Source organism: Planktothrix mougeotii LEGE 06226 (genome assembly GCF_015207485.1).
In the GTDB taxonomy this organism is placed as follows: Bacteria; Cyanobacteriota; Cyanobacteriia; order Cyanobacteriales; family Microcoleaceae; genus Planktothrix.
This window is the reverse complement of record NZ_JADEWU010000017.1, coordinates 40,650-58,679: the sequence shown is the minus strand read 5'-3', so window position 1 is coordinate 58,679 and position 18,030 is coordinate 40,650. Positions and strand designations below refer to the sequence as shown.

The 18,030-nt window shown below is 39.9% G+C and carries 14 protein-coding genes; 7 read left to right on the top strand and 7 right to left on the bottom strand.

Annotated elements, in window-relative coordinates:
* The 3 genes from IQ236_RS09890 to tilS all read right to left on the bottom strand — a co-directional run bounded on the left by IQ236_RS09890 (position 1) and on the right by tilS (position 4,959).
* Positions 1-3,144: a transglutaminase family protein gene (locus IQ236_RS09890; RefSeq protein WP_193869105.1), complete on the bottom strand. Its 3,144-nt coding sequence runs from the start codon at positions 3,142-3,144 to the stop codon at positions 1-3.
* Positions 3,145-3,179: 35 nt separating this feature from the next.
* Positions 3,180-3,779: a zinc ribbon domain-containing protein gene (locus IQ236_RS09885; protein ID WP_193869104.1), complete on the bottom strand. Its 600-nt coding sequence runs from the start codon at positions 3,777-3,779 to the stop codon at positions 3,180-3,182.
* 121 nt (positions 3,780-3,900) lie between these two features.
* Positions 3,901-4,959, bottom strand: a complete 1,059-nt coding sequence (gene tilS, locus IQ236_RS09880; RefSeq protein ID WP_193869103.1) for a tRNA lysidine(34) synthetase TilS — start codon at positions 4,957-4,959, stop codon at positions 3,901-3,903.
* Positions 4,960-5,280: 321 nt separating this feature from the next.
* Here tilS and IQ236_RS09875 point away from each other — a divergent pair, with 321 nt between their 5' ends.
* From IQ236_RS09875 to IQ236_RS09850, 6 genes are all read left to right on the top strand, one after another.
* A complete protein-coding gene (locus tag IQ236_RS09875; RefSeq protein WP_193869102.1) occupies positions 5,281-6,480 on the top strand; it encodes a glycosyltransferase in 1,200 nt (399 codons plus the stop codon).
* A 34-nt stretch (positions 6,481-6,514) separates the two neighbouring features.
* Complete coding sequence (locus IQ236_RS09870) at positions 6,515-8,194, top strand: glycerol-3-phosphate dehydrogenase/oxidase (protein WP_193869101.1); 1,680 nt, start codon at positions 6,515-6,517, stop codon at positions 8,192-8,194.
* Positions 8,195-8,230: 36 nt separating this feature from the next.
* The gene (locus tag IQ236_RS27670) at positions 8,231-9,814 is read left to right on the top strand and encodes a class I SAM-dependent methyltransferase (RefSeq protein ID WP_228041521.1); all 1,584 of its coding nucleotides are present in this window, start codon (positions 8,231-8,233) and stop codon (positions 9,812-9,814) included.
* A 29-nt stretch (positions 9,815-9,843) separates the two neighbouring features.
* Complete coding sequence (locus IQ236_RS09860; protein ID WP_193869100.1) at positions 9,844-10,875, top strand: NAD-dependent epimerase/dehydratase family protein; 1,032 nt, start codon at positions 9,844-9,846, stop codon at positions 10,873-10,875.
* Between the two features lie 22 nt (positions 10,876-10,897).
* Positions 10,898-11,653, top strand: a complete 756-nt coding sequence (locus IQ236_RS09855; RefSeq protein ID WP_193869099.1) for an acyltransferase — start codon at positions 10,898-10,900, stop codon at positions 11,651-11,653.
* A gap of 94 nt (positions 11,654-11,747) precedes the next feature.
* Complete coding sequence (locus IQ236_RS09850; protein ID WP_193869098.1) at positions 11,748-12,938, top strand: acyltransferase family protein; 1,191 nt, start codon at positions 11,748-11,750, stop codon at positions 12,936-12,938.
* A 244-nt stretch (positions 12,939-13,182) separates the two neighbouring features.
* Here the strand turns inward: IQ236_RS09850 and IQ236_RS28170 are convergent, their stop codons facing one another.
* Both IQ236_RS28170 and IQ236_RS09840 read right to left on the bottom strand, forming a co-directional pair.
* Positions 13,183-14,604, bottom strand: coding sequence for an oligosaccharide flippase family protein (locus tag IQ236_RS28170; protein ID WP_193869097.1), 1,422 nt, complete (start codon positions 14,602-14,604; stop codon positions 13,183-13,185).
* A gap of 95 nt (positions 14,605-14,699) precedes the next feature.
* Positions 14,700-15,224, bottom strand: a complete 525-nt coding sequence (locus tag IQ236_RS09840; RefSeq protein ID WP_190519605.1) for a GerMN domain-containing protein — start codon at positions 15,222-15,224, stop codon at positions 14,700-14,702.
* 127 nt (positions 15,225-15,351) lie between these two features.
* Here IQ236_RS09840 and IQ236_RS09835 point away from each other — a divergent pair, with 127 nt between their 5' ends.
* Entirely contained in the window at positions 15,352-16,344 is a 993-nt protein-coding gene (locus IQ236_RS09835; protein ID WP_193869096.1) for an aspartate carbamoyltransferase catalytic subunit, read from the top strand.
* A gap of 20 nt (positions 16,345-16,364) precedes the next feature.
* Here IQ236_RS09835 and IQ236_RS09830 read toward each other — a convergent pair whose 3' ends face one another.
* Positions 16,365-16,748: a response regulator gene (locus IQ236_RS09830; RefSeq protein ID WP_190519601.1), complete on the bottom strand. Its 384-nt coding sequence runs from the start codon at positions 16,746-16,748 to the stop codon at positions 16,365-16,367.
* A gap of 2 nt (positions 16,749-16,750) precedes the next feature.
* On the bottom strand, positions 16,751-17,944 hold the full coding sequence (locus IQ236_RS09825; RefSeq protein WP_190519599.1) for a sigma-54-dependent Fis family transcriptional regulator: 1,194 nt from the start codon (positions 17,942-17,944) through the stop codon (positions 16,751-16,753).
* Positions 17,945-18,030: the final 86 nt, after the last annotated feature.

Sequence of the window (18,030 nt, the reverse complement as noted above, 5' to 3'; positions counted from 1 at the left end):
TTAAGGAATTTGACGCAAATCTAAGGTTAAGGGATATTCAGGATTAAGATGTAAAGGCGGAATTTTCATCAATCCTGATGTATGCCCCATTTCCATAAATCGTTCTAACATTCGGCCTTCAGCTTCTCGATGATTAACGGGGAATTGTTGATAGATTTTCCCGTCGGGAGGGTTGACAAAATAAGTACAGCCCCCAATAGAACGCTCTGCCCAAGTATCAACAATATCAAAAATTAAAGGATTATGGGGATCAAGATCGGGATGTAAAATTGAGGCATATCGTCGTGCCCGAAATCGCACCGCTCCCACATATTCCCCTAGATTTCCAGTCGATTTTAACGGAATCGGACGACCTTGACAAGTGACAATATATCGATCCGAATAACTGTCAAAATTGGGGGAATTTCCTAACGCATTCGTTAATTTCACTTGTAGTCTTTCCATGGAAGAATCGACATAACGGGCTGTATTTCCCGATGCGGTTTCTTCCCCTAAAACGTGCCAAGGTTCAATGGCATGACGCAGTTCTAATCCAATTCCTTCTTTAGTAATTTCTCCATAACGGGGAAACCGGAATTCAAAAAATGGGGCAAACCAATCAAAATCAAAATCATAACCAATAATTTGTAAATCCCTTAAAATCGCTTTTAAATCTTCTCCTAAATAATAGGGTAACATAAATCGATCATGGAGGGTTGTTCCCCAACGAATTAACGGATAATGATAGGGTTTTTCCCAAAACCAACTCACTAACGCCCGAATTAATAACAATTGTAATAAGCTCATTCGGGAGTGAGGAGGCATGGCAAAGGCTCGAAATTCTAATAATCCTAATTGATTTCTATGATTTTCAATCGGGTACAATTTATCAATACAAAAAGCAGAACGGTGGGTATTACCTGTAATATCAATTAATAAATTTCTTAATAATCTATCAACTAATTCAGGAGGAACATTTGCCGGATAATTTAACTTTTGAAACGCAATTTCTAAATCATATAAACTCTCATGTCTGGCTTCATCCACCCTCGGCGATTGACTGGTTGGCCCAACAAACAAATCAGCAAATAAAAACGTTAAACAGGGGTGATTTTGCCAATAAGTAATTAAACTTCTTAATAAATCAGGACGGCGTAATAAGGGACTATCATAGACCGTTTTTCCGCCAATGGTGACATGAGCACCGCCCCCCGTTGGAATTCGTCGCCCATCTAAGAGATATTTTTCTGTTCCTAAACGGCATAATCTCGCTTCTTCATATAACGTTGTGGTAATTTCAACTAATTCTTTCCAATCAGAAGCCGGATGAATATTAACTTCAATCACGCCGGGGTCTGGAGTAATTTGAAACCCAATAATCCCGCTATTGGTTGGGGGTGTATATCCTTCTAAAATGACAGGATATTGAACCTGGGCGGCTGTATTTTCAATCGTGGCGACTAAATCTACAAAACTTCGCGCCGAGCTTACAGGAGGTAAAAAAACGTGAATTTTGCCCTGTCTTGCTTCTACACTTAAAGCCACTCGAATCGAATTAATCGGAGATTCTAAAGGTTCAGAACTGCGAACAATGGGGGGATGAGTTAAGGGGAGAACCGCTTCTTGTTCAAGTTCATCTGCGTGCCAATTTAAAGAGCTTAAAGGTAAGCGAAATCCAATGGGAGAATTCCCGGTTAACAGTTCAATTTTATTGGAGTTAGGCAACCGCCAACGACAACTACTCCAGTGAATAGCATCATTTTTAACAAGGGCTAAAATCGGTAAGGTATATCCAGCAATAATATTAGAATTAGGTTCATACGCTTGAATAATACACTCTGATTTTACACCTAAATTTTTAACTAAAGCTTCAATAAACGTTAAAACATCTTGTTGAATATAACCATAATCTTGATCCTCTTGGGCATAAAGTTCGGGATTTCGCCATAAAGGAATTCCATCTGTTCGCCAATAACAGCCTAACGCCCAACGGGGTAACACTTCCCCCGGATACCATTTACCTAATCCATAATGAAGTAATCCCCCCTTTTGAGTAAATTTATCTTGTAAACGGGTGAGCAATTGTCCAGCCAGTTGACGTTTTTCTTCTCCGAGTGCTGCAATTCGCCATTGGGGAGATTCAAAATCATCAATGGAAACAAAAGTCGGTTCTCCTCCCATCGTTAAACCCACATTTAAACGCTGTAAATCCGTTTCAACTTTTTCCCCTAAATCATTAATATTTTGCCATTGTTCTTCTGTATAAGGTTTCGTCACCCTAGGAATTTCATGATAACGAGAAACCGTTACCGAAAAGTCTAATTTTGACTCCGCAGGTTCAAAAGTTCCGTAAACCGGACGAGCTTCTAAGGGGTCAGCAACACAAACTAACGGAATATGACCTTCTGCGGCCATTAAACCCGACGTCGGGTCAAATCCCAGCCAACCTGCACCGGGTAAATAAACCTCCGCCCAAGCGTGTAAATCAGCATTATCCTTCGATGGCCCACTGGGGCCATCCAGAGGGGGAATATCATTACTGAGTTGGATTAAATATCCCGAAACAAATCGCGCTGCTAATCCATAATGTCGTAAAATTTGTACGAATAACCAAGCGGTATCTCGACAGGAACCGATTTTTTTCTCCAGGGTTTCTTCACAGGTCTGGATTCCCGGTTCAAATCTAACTTGATATTTAATTATTTCCGCTAATTTTCGATTCAAATCCAGTAAAAAATCAAGGGTATAAATATTATTTTTATGATTAATTTTAACCCACTGATTCAGTAATTCTCCTGATTCTCGAATTTCTAAAAAAGGAATTAATTCTTGAGCCAGACGAGGTTGATATTGAAAGGGATAGTTGGAAGCATCGGGTTCAATAAAAAAATTGAAGGGATTAATAGGTTGAATTTTAGCTATTAAATCCACTTCAATTTTTAAAGAATCAGTGCTTTGAGGAAAGTTAACTCTCGCCAAAAAATTTCCATCATGATCTTGTAACCATGTCAGTTGATGGTCTGAGGGGGCAATTTTGAGAGAATAACTCAAAATCGGTGTCCGACAATGGGGAGAGGGGCGCAACCCAATCGTATGAGGCCCTAGAATAACAGAACGTTCAAACTGATAGGAAATCTGGTGGTTTAAACTAACTTTAATAGACATTTTCAAGTATTAACTGTTGACCGTTGACGGATGACTTATAACTGATGTCCACAACTCGAACAAAATCGGTCTTCGGGTTTGACCGATGCTCCACATTGACTACAAAAATTTTGTTTATTCGGTGCAGATGCTCCCATTCGCAGTTCCATATTCCCCATTCGCATTTCCATCGGGTTCATGCTCATCTGCATATCTCCCATTTTTAGGTTCATGGGTTCTAGGGGTTTCATCGGTTCCATCGGACTCATGGTCATCGGAGTCATCGGCTCCATCGAACTCATGGGTTTCATGGGTTTCATCACTTCTATTCCTGGCATCGGGGACACAGGTAAACTGGTGACTTCATGGACAGGTAGTTGTTCAGAGTTGTTCATCGAAGGGGTTCCACTGATGACACTGACACTACTCCCTTGAATTTGTAAGGTTTTTTCCCCTTGCTCGGATAGGATTTTGAGCATCATACCATAAGGAGTTTGGAACACCTGGGGAGGTGAACTCCAAACTCCGGTCGCAAAACTGCTACTGGCCTGTTGTTGTTGCCCTGGACTACTACTAATCAAGGTGATAACGGTTTGCACACCCTGATTTTCTAAATACACTCTTTGACCCGCCCCTAGTTCGCATACATACGCCATAGGAAGGCTCCTTTGTCAAGTTATTGTTCTACTGTGCATTGTAGGGTTGTGTTTTGCAAAGGAGAACAGTTCTTAACAATTGTATTAGAAATTGCCGAGAGTAAAAGTTATTGAGGGGAATTTAAGTCTCTTTTGATCTCAGAGTAAAGACGATCCACTCCCCATCTACAAGGGCAATGACCCCCCCAGGAAAAGGGTCGGTTTGGCTGCGGTTGGGGGCTGAAATTAAAGCGTTTAATTTTTCAATTTGTTCAAAGTTAGGAGTTGTTGACAGAACCTGTTGTAAAATTTTTCGACTAACTCGACGTTGTAACGCTTCATGGGTTTGACGTAAGATCAATCGATTGATTTTTAAGGGTTTTTGACTTTCTTTTTCAAAGACTACAATCTGTTGAAAAAGGGTTTCTGTTAATGAGTCTAAATAGTCAACTTCTGCTCGTAATAATTCGGCTGTTTGGGCAAGATGGGATTCAACTTTAGGATTAAAATGGGTTTGTAAATAAGGTAACAGTTCTTGACGAATTCGGTTACGAGCATAATGTAAATCATCGTTGGTACTATCAACCCAAATTTTTAAGTGATGTTCTTGACAAAACTGCCCGGTTTGTTCACGAGAAATCTCTAATAAGGGACGCACTAACTGAATAGAAGCGGTTAAATTGGGTTGAAGTGTAGAGACGTTGCATGCAACGTCTCTACACTGTAGAGAACGTTGCCAAGTTAAAGCTTGTAAACCATCAGAACCACTACCCCGGATTAAATTATAAAGTAGGGTTTCCGCGCGATCGCTTTTTGTATGACCGGTAACAATAACTGGATAATGATGTTCTTCGGCAATTTCAGCCAAAACTTGATAACGCCATTGCCGAGCCGTTGCCTCACTGTTGGGAATTTCCGTCGCCACCCGTCGATAAAACGGGAGTTGCCAAGACTGGGCCAGGTGTGCGATATAGTCCCCATTAGCACTGGAGTCAGACCGCCAACGATGGTCACAGTAAACCACCCCTAATTCCCATCCCCACTTCGGTTGTAGGTCTAACAACAATTTCAGTAAACACAAAGAATCTTGACCCCCCGATACCGCCACCAACAGCCGTTGAGACTTCGGTAACAGTTGACGATCTCGTAAAGTTTGGTGAAGTTGACTGTGTAAAAAAGTCCAAATTAAAGAATTTGACATGGGGCAAAACTCATTATTAGAACTGAGCCATTGAAACTTTGCAAAGCCAAGGTTTAGGCTGTTTGTCTCCGTGAAACTCCGGGGAGTATCGCCAGTTTTTACCTAATCTTTACAAATGATCCGAGAATTTACGGTCATTTTTCACAAAACCCGCGTGACTTCTCTCTACTCCAAGGTTAATATTGCCTTATAGTGTGATAAATTTGAACGATCTAGGGGAAGCTTATGAACTTAAATAAAGAATTGGAGTTCAATCAAACAAGTCCTGTTGATAGCATACTCTTTCAAACTCCCTCCCCATTACCCGCTTTTAACAATAAAATGAATCTTAATATATTATTTCTAATTCCTCACCCTTTTTACGAAGATCGAGGCTCTCCCATTGCCGATGATATGCTTCTAAAAGTGTTATCAGAACGGGGAGATAAGATTGATGTTGTTGCCTATCCTGAAGGGCGAGATGTAACTTATAGTAATACCACCTTATATCGCGCTGCCAAAGTTCCAGGATGTAGCAATGTTCGACCAGGGTTTTCTGGGAAAAAGTTAGTTTATGATGTTTTGATGATATTTAAAGTTTTACAATTAACAGTTCAAAAAAAATATGATTTAATTCATGCCGTTGAAGAAACCGCTTTTATTGCTCTCCTGATTAAATTTCTATTTAAAATTCCTTATGTTTATGATATGGATTCATCTGTCGCCCAACAGATGATCGAAAAATATCCAAAATTATCTCCCTTGAAATCAGTTTTCAATACCTTTGAAGGATTAGCCGTTAAACACGCACAAGCGGTTGTCCCTGTGTGTCAAGCTTTAGCAAATGATATTGCTGAATATAAGCCACAAAAAGTCGTTTTGCTTCCCGATGTTTCTTTGTTGAAATCAAATCCCAATCAACTCACTGAAGACTTGAAACAGAATTTAAACATTAATCACCTCCTGATGATGTATGTGGGGAATTTAGAAAGTTATCAAGGGATTGATTTATTGCTCGATAGCTTTGCCCTGACTCTTAAACAAACTCAAGAAGCAGATTTAGTCATTGTTGGAGGAGAACCAGAAGACGTTGAATTCTATCAACAAAAAACTCAACAACTGGGTATTGATCATAAGGTTCATTTCCTGGGTAAAAAACCTGCCAGCGAACTCGATATCTATCTTTTCCAAGCCGATATTTTAGTTTCTCCCCGCACCAAAGGCAAGAATACACCGATGAAAATTTATTCCTACCTCGATAGTGGAAAAGCCGTTTTAGCTACTGATTTATTTACCCATACTCAAGTTTTAAATCCTGAAGTTGCTCAACTCGCAATACCCGAACCCGAAGCATTTGCTCAAGGGATGGTGAATTTAATTACCAATGAAACCTTGAGAACAAAACTTGGTGAAGCTGGAAAAGCTTTAGTTCAAGAAAAATATAGTTATAGTGCATTCCGTCAACAATCAAATCGCCTCTATGATGAATTGACACAGGAACTCTTGCCAAACTCCGTGTCAGTCGGATATAACCAGGAGTAACTTGTCACCGTTTCAGTTACCTTGTAAGGGGGTTATGAAAAGAAATTTAACAGCCTTGACCGAAAATAATTATGATCTTTTAATTATTGGAGGAGGCATTTATGGGGCGTGTATCGCTTGGGATGCCAGTTTACGAGGTTTATCCGTTGCTTTAGTCGAAAAAGCCGATTTTGGAGGTGCGACTTCTGCTAATAGCTTAAAGATTATTCATGGCGGTTTGCGCTATTTGCAAAAAGCCGACTTTAAGCGAATGCGAGAATCAATAAAAGAACGCACTACATTAATGGGAATTGCGCCGCATTTAATCCATCCTTTACCCGTTTTAGTCCCCACCTACGGACACGGAACCAAGGGGAGAGAAGCCCTAACTCTGGGACTGTTGATTAATGATATTATCAGTAGCGATCGCAATCAACTGAATGACCCCCAAAAACATATCCCCAATGGTCGAATTATTTCTCAAGCTGAATGTCAAGAATTGCTTCCTAATATTCCTGAAGCTGGACTGACTGGGGGAGCAATTTTTTGTGATGCTCAAGTTTACAATTCAGAACGTTTAACCCTATCGTTTCTCAAGTCTGCTGAACAACAAGGAGCAACCCTAGCCAACTATGTAGAAGTCACCGGATTTTTATTCACAGAAAATCGAGTAACTGGGGTTAAAGTTAAAGACGAATTAACCGCATCAGAACTAGAGATTCGCGCCAAAACCGTTGTTAATACCAGTGGCCCTTGGTTGAATCAAATTCTCAATTTTTTACCCCGAAACTCACCGCTACGGCCCCTGAATTTGGCAAAAGCGATGAATTTAATCACTCGACCTTTATTTGATACCTATGCCGTTGGTCTTTCCGGTGCAAAACGTCAATTAGCTAACGGTTCAGTTCAGAAAAGTCGCTTCTTTTTTATAGCTCCTTGGCGCGGTAAATCTATGATTGGAACCTGGTACAGTGTTTACGATCAAGATCCCAATCAGTTTAAAATTACAGAAGCAGAAATTCAAGAGTTTATTAGCGAAATTAATCAAGTTTATCCCGCCGCAAAATTACAACGAGAAGACATTTCATTTGTGCATGGGGGACTGCTGCCTAGAATTGGAATTGATGCCAAAACAGGAGAACCCAAATTAGCAGATCAATATCAACTCCGAGATCATACTCAAGATGGATGTCCCGGATTAATTTCCGTGCTAGGTGTTAAATATACAACTGCTAGAGATGTAGCTGAAAAAGCTGTTGATTTTGTGTTTAAAACTTGGGATCAATACCCCCCTGAATCTAAATCAGCGATTACACCAATTGACGGCGGAAAAATCGAAAGTTTTAATGATTTTTTACATCAAGCCATCTTAGAGGGAAAAAATCAAGGATTAACAGAAAGTCAAATTCATCGATTAGTTTATAACTATGGTTCTAGTTATCCTAATGTGTTAAACTATCTCAAGGATTCCCCAGATTCTCAAGGAATTCTGAATGAGACAGAATTGATCAAAGCAGAAGTGCTTCATGCCATTCATGAGGAAATGGCACAAAAATTAAGTGATGTTGTTTTTCGTCGGACAGAATTGGGGAGTGCTGGAGATATCTCCCAGGAAACCCTTAATATTTGTGCTAAAACGATGGGTGAAGCTCTCGGATGGAGTCAAACCCAAATTGAGGAGGAAATAAAAGATATTAATTTGAGTAATGGAATACAATCTTTAGCGAAGATTTAATATTTTTCTAAAGTATAAACGATAGCCAAGAAAAAAATGAACCCTCTTAAAACTCAAACGCTTACCCAAAATAGCCAGAAGATATGGATTGATGCTCATGTTCATATCCATGACTGTTTTCCCCTTGATCAACTGCTAAACTCAGCTTTAAAAAACTTTCAACAGGTTTCCCAAACCGAATCTCCAATTTCTCTACTTTTTTTGACAGAAATTCAAGGAATCAATGAGTTTAAAAAACTCCTAATCTATGCAGAATCTCAACCCAATAATATTGCAGGATGGACATTTCACAAAACGCAAGAACCCTTTTCAATAGAAGCTAAAAATCAACAAAATCAAAGTGTTTTTATTATTGCAGGTCGCCAAATCGTAACTGCCGAAAAATTAGAAGTTCTGGCTTTAATTACAGACAAAAGCGTTGAGGATGGTTTACCCTTAGAAACAACCTTAACTGCAATTCAAGCAATGGGAGGAATTTCAGTTCTGCCTTGGGGCGTGGGAAAATGGATCGGGAAACGAGGCAAATTACTGAATCATTTATTAAATTCTGATCAAATTCCCTTACTATTTTTAGGGGATAATTCCGCTCGTCCTATCTTCTGGTTACGACCTCCCTATTTTAAACTAGCCGAACAGAAAGGATGGCAAGTTTTACCCGGAACTGATCCCTTATCCTTAGCCACAGAAGCATCTCGACCCGGAAGTTTTGGGTTTAATATTGAGGGAGAATTTAACCCCCAAAAACCCGGAAATAGCATCAAGCAAATTTTACTTAATTCTCAGACAAAAATTCAACCCTATGGCCGTTTAGAAAATCCTGTACGGTTTATTCAAAATCAGTTAGCAATTCGTTCTAATTCCTCTGCAAAAATGCCACCCCAAGAACAAACTATCGTTTCAAAAAATGGCTTTGCTGAAACTGCCGATATTGAAACTTCTTCAGACGGCTACGCCTCACGTTTTGCGGGAGAATTGGGACAATGGTTACTAAAAGTTCAAGAAGAAGCCACTTTAAAACTGTTAGCAGCCTATCCCCAAGCAACGGTATTAGATGTGGGAGGTGGACACGGACAAATTACAAAACCCCTGATTGAAAATGGTTATCAAGTCACGGTTTTAGGGAGCGATGAAATCTGTAAAAACCGCATTCAAACCCTCATTGATGCCAATTTATGTTCCTTCCAAGTGGGTAATGTTCTCGATTTACCCTATCCCGATAATGCCTTTGATGTGGTGATTAGTTATCGATTTTTAGCTCATGTTACCCAGTGGCAAAAATTTCTTTCTGAACTCAGCCGCGTTGCTAAAAAAGCCGTCATTATTGACTATCCTACCCTACGGAGTGTTAATTCCATTGCCCCCTATTTATTTAAGTTTAAAAAGGGTTTAGAAGGCAATACTCGAACCTATATTACCTATGATGAATCGGAATTAATAGACTTTTTTAAATCCTTGGGATTAAAACAAACGGAACGTTATCCCCAGTTTTTTATCCCAATGGTGCTGCATCGTGCGTTAAAATCACCTACAGTCTCATCTGTTTTAGAACAGCCCTTTCGAGTCTCTGGGTTAACTCATCTTTTAGGTTCACCCGTCATTGCTAAATTTACCAAAAATTGAATTTTTGATTGTCCTATAGGGGAAAAAAAATGGAAGAATCTAACTATAAACTACCACCTGGTTCTCGCGTTTTAGTCACTGGGGGAACTGGATTTACAGGTTCAGTATTGTTACGAAAATTAGTTAATCAAGGAGTCAGTGTTGTGGCAATTGCCCGCCCGACTTCCAACCTCAAACCCTTCGAGGGAATGCCCATTGAATGGTTACAGGGTGACGTTTTTGATCCTAACCTGGTTAATCAAGCCATCCAAAATGTTAATTATATTTTTCACATGGTTACCCCCTTTCGGGAAGCAAAATCTCCCGATGAAGGATATTATAATGTTCATGTTTTGAGTACCCAACTGTTAGCAAAAGCAGCATTAAAACAACCGGATTTTAAGCGCTTTGTTCATGTTTCTACCATTGGGGTTCATGGTCATATTGAAAATCCCCCAGGAGATGAAAATGCCCCTTTTGATCCAGGTGATATTTATCAGCAAAGCAAATTAGAAGGAGAAATTTGGATTAAAGAATTTGGTCAAACTGAAGGATTACCCGTTACCGTTGTTCGACCTGCTGGAATTTATGGCCCCGGAGAGAAACGACTCTTAAAAATCTATAAATGGGTCGCTAAAAAGTGGGTTCCTGTGATTGGAAATGCTCAGAATTTACTCCATTTTATCCATGTTGATGATTTAACCGACTTTTTTATTTTAACAGCCCTACATCCCCGTGCTGTTGGAGAAGTCTTTATTTGTGGCAGCCCCCAAGCCATGACCTTCCAAAATATGGTTAATTTAATAGGAGATTATTACGGCGTTTCTCCTAAATTTATTAAATTTCCGGCGGCTCCGATTTTTGCCATTGGAGATCTGTTTGAGATGATTTTCCGACCCTTGGGAATTGAACCCCCCATCTATCGACGACGGCTGGCTTTTTATACCAAAGATCGATCCTTTAATACGTCTAAAATGAAAAATCTATTAGACTTTGTACCTCGTCATTCCGACGAAGAAGGATTAAAAGAAATGGCTCAATGGTATCTCGATCAAGGTTGGATTACTCTCAAAAATACTTAAACCTATTCTTGAACAATAAATTATGGTTGCCCCTGAAGATAAACAAAAAATAAGTAAAGTTCCCCTTTCGGAACAACTCAATAAAAGTCAGTCCTCGGCTTTGAAACGCTATCAAGAAAAGGCTGTTGGTACAACAAAATTCCTACCTTTTCTGACCTATGAACTTGCCTTATTACTGGGCAGTAACCTCCCCGGAAGTCTCGGTTATATCACCCGTAAACTGCTTTATCCTTCTTTGTTTAAACAGGCTGGAAAAGGCTTGATTTTAGGGCAAGGTATTGTGTTACGTCATCCCAACAAAATAACACTCGGAAATCGGGTAGCGATTGATGATTATGTACTTTTAGATGCCAGTGGTGCAGGGGATGAGGGGATTAATTTGGGAGATGATTTGATTATTTCTCGAAATTGCGTGATTCAAGGCAAAACAGGGGGAGTTACCATCGGAAATAAAACCGATATTGGATGCAATACCGTGATTACATCTGGGGCGGGAATTCTGATAGGTCGTTCCGTTTTAATTGCAGCAAATTGTTATATTGGTGGCGGACGTTATATTACAGACCGTTTGGATATTCCGATGATGGAACAGGGGGTTTATACTAAAGGTGCAGTGGTGATTGAGGATGATGTTTGGTTAGGGGCAGGTTCAACGGTTTTAGATGGGGTAAAAATTGGCAAAGGTTGTATTGTCGGGGCGGGTGCAGTGGTTACAAAAGATTTACCAGAATATGCGATCGCCACTGGAGTTCCCGCTAAAATTATAAAAACCAGATAAGATCTAGGACAGGCGATATTCAAGGGGTTTTTAATCTCAACTGTAAATTGAGGGTTTCTCACCGACTCTTGGTAACTTAATTAGACATCTACTTATGAATAAAATACGACCTCAGCAAGATGTTCTTGAGTTAACTGATTTCTGTAAGGGATTAGCGATCGCCTGGATTGTTTTAGTCCATTTGAAAGGATATTGGTTTGGCTGGCAAGGGATTCATATTTTCGTGATTTTAAGTGGATTCGGATTAAGTTATTCCTGTTATAAAAAACAATCAGCCCTCAATTGGAAAAAATGGTTTAATCGTCGATTCCGTCGCCTTTTACCCGTTTATTGGTTTGCTGTTTTACTTTCTTTTCCCTTATTAGCTTATCTGACTTCTGTTAAATTTGCCTTAGTGCGGACAATTTTAGATACTTTACTCTTAACTAATTTTTTTGAATCTTTCCAAGGAGGGCCAACAGGAGCATTTTGGTATGTCCCTTTTATTATTGGATTTTATTTGGCTTTCCCAATTTTATATCAAGCTTTACAAAAATCTCCAACCCTGAGATCTTATAGTTTAATTCTTTTAGCGACTTTAGGGATTGAATTTATCTATCGGGGGATTTCAATTTATTATTTAGATGGTTTACCAACCGCCCATGATCATAAGTTTTTCGGTTTCATTCCTGATCCGGTTTCAGTGTTAGAACTGCAAGAAGATAAGTTTTTTGGCTTATTACAAGCGAGATCACCCTTTTCCTTCCTTCCCGCCCGAATTGCAGAATTTACATTAGGAATGATAGCTGGATTAACTTTAATTCAATCTCCCCAAAAATTCAATCAGATCATTCTTAACCCCCTGACAGGATGGCTAGGATTTTGCATTTGGTTACTGGGACAAACCTTGCTTTATATCGGATTATGGGGGTGGATTTTCTCAGATTTTGTGATTACGGTTGGCTTAATTCTCTGGACAATTAACTTAGCGGCATTTGTACAGTCTCGAATTCCCTTAGCGTTTCAAGGATTAACCTTTTTAGGCATTTGGTCTTACTATATCTATCTCAGCCATCAACCCTTGACTCGTTTGTACCCTGAATTTGAAACCCTTTGGCTTTCCCTCGGATTGAATATCTTTCCTACATTTATTGTACAATTAATCTATCTAACTTTGTTCATTATTAGTGTGATTTTAGCCAGTAGACTGCTGTGGAAATTTGATCAATCCCCAATTCCTGAGCAGATGACTCAACAACTTTCTAACTTTCTCAATAAATTAAGACTGTCTTTAAGAGGTTTTTGAAACAACCCAACAGACCTTTAGGACTTACGCAAAAACCTGGTTTCTGAACCCAAAATTAAGTTTATAGCTCTTAGCCTTCAGGAGAAACCGGGTTTTTTATCCCCTTGTGCGTAAGTTCTGACCTGTTTAAATCGGTAGGCTTAAAGGTAGGAATACTCTTGCCTACCGATTTAGATAAAATCTTTAACGGTTTACAACTGATAAGGGAGGGGTTAGCTAATACCTGGTTCTGATTCCCCATTTCTCATTTTTCATTGGGCGTTGATTGAGCTAGTGATGTTCCTAAAAATTGTTTAGGTTGCATGAGGAACAGAATGGTAATTAAGCTAATTCCCATCACTCCAATTCCAATAACAGGAGATAAACCCATCAACATAAAAGAAGGACTCGTGCTTAAAGCCAAACAGCAGATCACAATGATTGCCAGACGTGTTGTAGAGCGTTGATACCCCTCTCGAATCATAATAGTGAACCCAGCAGCGCACAAAATAATCTCACTCATTAAGGTGGCAAAAGCGGCTCCGGCTGCGCCCCACTGAGGAATGAGAAGGGTATTGAGAAAAATGTTTATACTAGCTGTTAAAAATAGCATTCGGGGTAAAAAATGCTCCCGGCCTGTTGCTTGTAAAAAATTTTGAGTAAAAACACCAAACATACTCACACTCAAACTCGAAAGCAGAATTCTTAAAGAAGCAACAGAACCTGAAAATTTCGCGCCATAAAGCACTTCCACTAAAGTTCCCTGCATAGAGATAGCAACTAAGAGAATGGGCAAAACTCCCACTAATAAAAGACGTGTGGCTTTGTAAATTTGTTCTGGAACTCGGTGAGGCTCATTGACGTGATAACGAGCTAGGCGCGTAAAAATGACATAAAAAATTACACGGGGTAATGCAGAAAAAATTTCTAAAATCCGATAAGAAGCACTATAAAGTCCCGCTTGTTCATCCAAACCCATGCCTTTAATCATGACTAAATCAACCTGGTAGTAGAGAATCCAGAGAAGACCCGACATGGCAAAGGGATAAGCCATTTTCAGGGAGGCTAGACCTGTATTGAAGTTCAAGCCAGACCAAAGATTGACCTTCCGTTTCAGGAAGTAAAGCAGTCCTAAAATGTCTAAAAAACGGACAATTACGATTGTGCCAACGACAAATACTAAATTGCGAGTTAAAAACAAAACTGCTGTGGAAATCACAACAACAGCAGAACGTTCGATGGCGACCGAGATACTTTCTGCTCTAAACCATCCCATCCCCTTGAGGGTTCCCCGTAGCGTCATTTTGGCAGCACGGGCTATTTCTGAGAGAACGGCTAAATAACAAACAATTAATCCATTGCCTTCATAACCTAAGACTAATGCTAAAGGCAGCAACAGCAAGAGAACGGGGATAGAAGTTAAACCCTCTAACAGTAGAAAACGAATGGTGTATTTAGGCCCTTCAATGGGATTCGCTGCGACTTCACGGTTAATCAGGGTGGGGAAACCAAATTGAATCAATAGAGAGAGAATCGCAGCTAGGGCGATCGCAGCCGCAAAAATTCCATATTCTGCTGGCCCCAGAACCCGAGCGATCAGAATATAAAATACAAAGGTTAAAGCAAGAGTAGCTTCTCCTAAGAAAGCGTAGAGGTAAGACCAATCTAAGCGGCGAAGTTGGTTCACAAAAAATTTAATTGCATAAAAAGTTCACAACTTACTATAGCAACTCTTTGATTTGTAGACAAACCTCTAGCTTAATTAAACCTATGAAGCTTTTATTATAAGGTAATTTCTTCCCCCTGTTCTGTAAAAATGACATCATTAATTTGCCAGTCAGGATTACTGGTAATGGTTTGGCGTAAACTCCCAAATAACGCTAATTGTTCACAACTCGATAAAGAATTGAACGTCCGTTCAGCCGTTGTGGGAACCCGAAAATCAATCGTGACAATTTGTTGATTTTTATCGGTATTTATGCGATAATTTAAGGGGAAATCAGAACTGCTTTGTTGTTCTAAAACCTCAGAAATTGCGGTTTCTAAGGCTTGTTCTTTAGGAACCGTAATTTGACGAGGAACTAACTCAGAACATTGATTATCGACCTGATAAATCGTTACAGAAACGGTGTTAGCCGGGGAAAGAGCTTGTTTTTGAGGTTCAGGTGGGGTTGAAGGAGAAATTGTGGCTTCAGGAGAGGCTTGCGGTTGAGTTGGGGTGTCAACAGGAGGAGTACCACAACTGCTTAAGCTAAGAATAGTAACGCCAACGAGACAACGAGTTAAAAAATGTTGGATACGGTTCATGGTTTAAAGTGGATTCTGAAAATAACAATTACCTTATTATTCAAGGCTTGCGATTCCTATTCCGTTTTGAACCAGCACCTAGTATGATTAAATGTTGGATCAAAATCCTCATCATTTTGGATTGACAATGGCTACTGCTCCCTGGACTCGCCGTCATATTTTATCCTTAGCTGATTTTACGCCGACGGAATATAACACAATTTTGCAAACAGCAACAAGCTTTCAAGAAGTGTTAGGTCGTCGTACTAAAAAAGTTCCGGCTTTACAAGGTCAGGTGGTGGCAAATTTATTTTTTGAACCGTCAACTCGCACTCGGAATAGTTTTGAACTCGCGGCTAAACGACTCTCCGCAGATACATTAAATTTTGCGCCGGGAACCTCTTCTCTGACGAAAGGCGAAACAATTCTTGATACAGCTAAAACCTATTTAGCCATGGGAACGGATATGATGGTAATTCGTCATAAAGAAGCGGGAGTTCCCTTTGCGATCGCGGCTGAATTAGACCGTTTAAATGCTAAAGTAGCGGTGTTGAATGCGGGAGATGGTCAACACGAACATCCGTCTCAAGCATTATTAGATTTATTCACCATTTGCCGAATTCTGGATTCTGATCAACCTAAAATTGAATTATTACAAGGTAAAAAAATAGCAATTGTTGGAGATATTTTACATTCTAGGGTAGCCCGTTCTAATATTTGGAGTTTGACCGCAACTGAAGCCGAATTACATTTAGCAGCACCTCCGACGTTATTACCCGAACTGTTTGCAGAATTTGGCAAAAATCGCCCCGGAAAACTCTTTTTACATTGGAATTTAGAACCCGCTTTAGAAAATGCCGATTTTGTCATGACGTTACGGTTACAAAAGGAACGAATGACCGCCCATTTATTACCCAGTTTACGCGAATATCATCAATTATTTGGCATCACCCATGAACGGTTAAAATCCTGTAAACCGGATGTTAAAATATTACATCCAGGGCCAGTGAATCGAGGGGTAGAATTAAGTTCAGAATTAATGGATGATCCAGAATTAAGTTTAATTTCTCAACAAGTGACCAGTGGAATAGCAGTGAGAATGGCACTGTTATATTTAATTGGAGGAGGGAAATTAAATTAAACTGAAGCTGGTGAATCTTCCTATTTTAGTGAACTTTCATAAGCAGATTCTATTATTGTTAATAACTCCAAAATGTCAAAGGGTTTAGAAATAAAATGGGTAATTCCCATAGATAAAGCCAGATCTTTTAGATCACCGTAACCTGTGGCTAATACTACTGTTTGTTTAATCCCTTTTAATTGAAGTTGTTGATACACTTCTACCCCCGTTAATTCGGGCATTCTATTATCTAAAATCAATAAATCAGGTTTTTCCTTAAGCGTTATTTCTATTGCTTCCTTCCCATCCTGAGCTTCCTTGACCTCCCATCCTTCATCTGCCAGAATCAATGCCAACATTGTTCTACTATCAATATCATCATCAGCAATCACGACTTTCCGCGTTCTGATATTCTGATTGTTCATTTCTAAGTCCTGTTAATAGGTAGATAAAAAAACTGTAACTGGGGTGCTGATGCAGCAAGTTGAAGGGCTGAAATCGCCATAAAACTGACTTTAACTAACTCCAAATCCGAGGTTTTATTAACCACCAATTCTACTTTTCCACCCTTCCCTGCCTGTTCAAAGGCTTGGAGAAAATAACGCAGGAGATAACGTAAAAGGCTTCTAGGATCACCCATAACTATGATAGGCTCGTCCCATTGGGTAACAATTTCTACCTGACGGATAGCCACTTCCGTGGAGAGAAGATCAATTAAATTGGAGATCTGATCTGTGAGTGACACCGGCTGAACTCTGCCCATCTCAAAAGATGCGAGATTTCGCCAAATTTCGGCCCGACGACGAAACAGTTCAATTGAGTCTTCAGCCTGTCTTACCAATTGCATCGCATAGTCTAAACGGTTAACCGCTACCATCCGTGATACCACTTCAAGTTTTAACCGGGCTGCATGATGGGCTTGAATGATATCCTGACGTAAATCTTCCAATGGCTGATATTCATCAGGATTAGACTTTAATACACGACGAACATCTTTTTCTAAGTTGGCGCTCAATAAGTCCGCTTCAACGCCGTGAGAGGCACAGAGCAATATCTCTTTGAGCCTTTGTCCAGCATCTGCACAACGCATAGAGATACTGAGCACACCAATAATTTCCTGTTTGTCATTCCGCAAAGGAATTCCTTGACAGGTGAATGGATGAAACCCCTCAATAAAATGCTCGGCGCTAATAATTTCTACATAATCTGCTTCTGCTAGGGGTGTACCAATTCCATTCGCACCTGCGACAGATTCTGATAACCAAGAACCCGGTTCTGGAAAAGCTTCTGTCCCGTGTACAGTCTGCTGGTCACCGACGACATCCAGTAAGAGTGCTTGGTTATCACTCAACATAACAGCATGACGTTCTGTACCCGCCGCCTGTGAGAGCATACGGATGTAAGGTTTAGCCAATTGCATCAAATCACTATTTTTTGTGATTAGATGTTCGGTATCTGAACGGGATAGTTTTTCCGCTTGGAGCGCATAGGGGTTAGCTCCTTGCAAATGTGAGCGCTCCCAAGCTCGATAAATTTTTGAGCGCAACATCCGAGACGGAATGGCTCCAGTGGATTTGTAGATGCGTCCGGCTTCTAATACATCATTGTGGGAAGCTGTCATTTTTCTTGGCTGATCCTTTTTCTTGAAGGTTAACTCACTTCCCGCACGACTCAATTACTGCTAACCTAGACGGTTTTCGTCTGCAA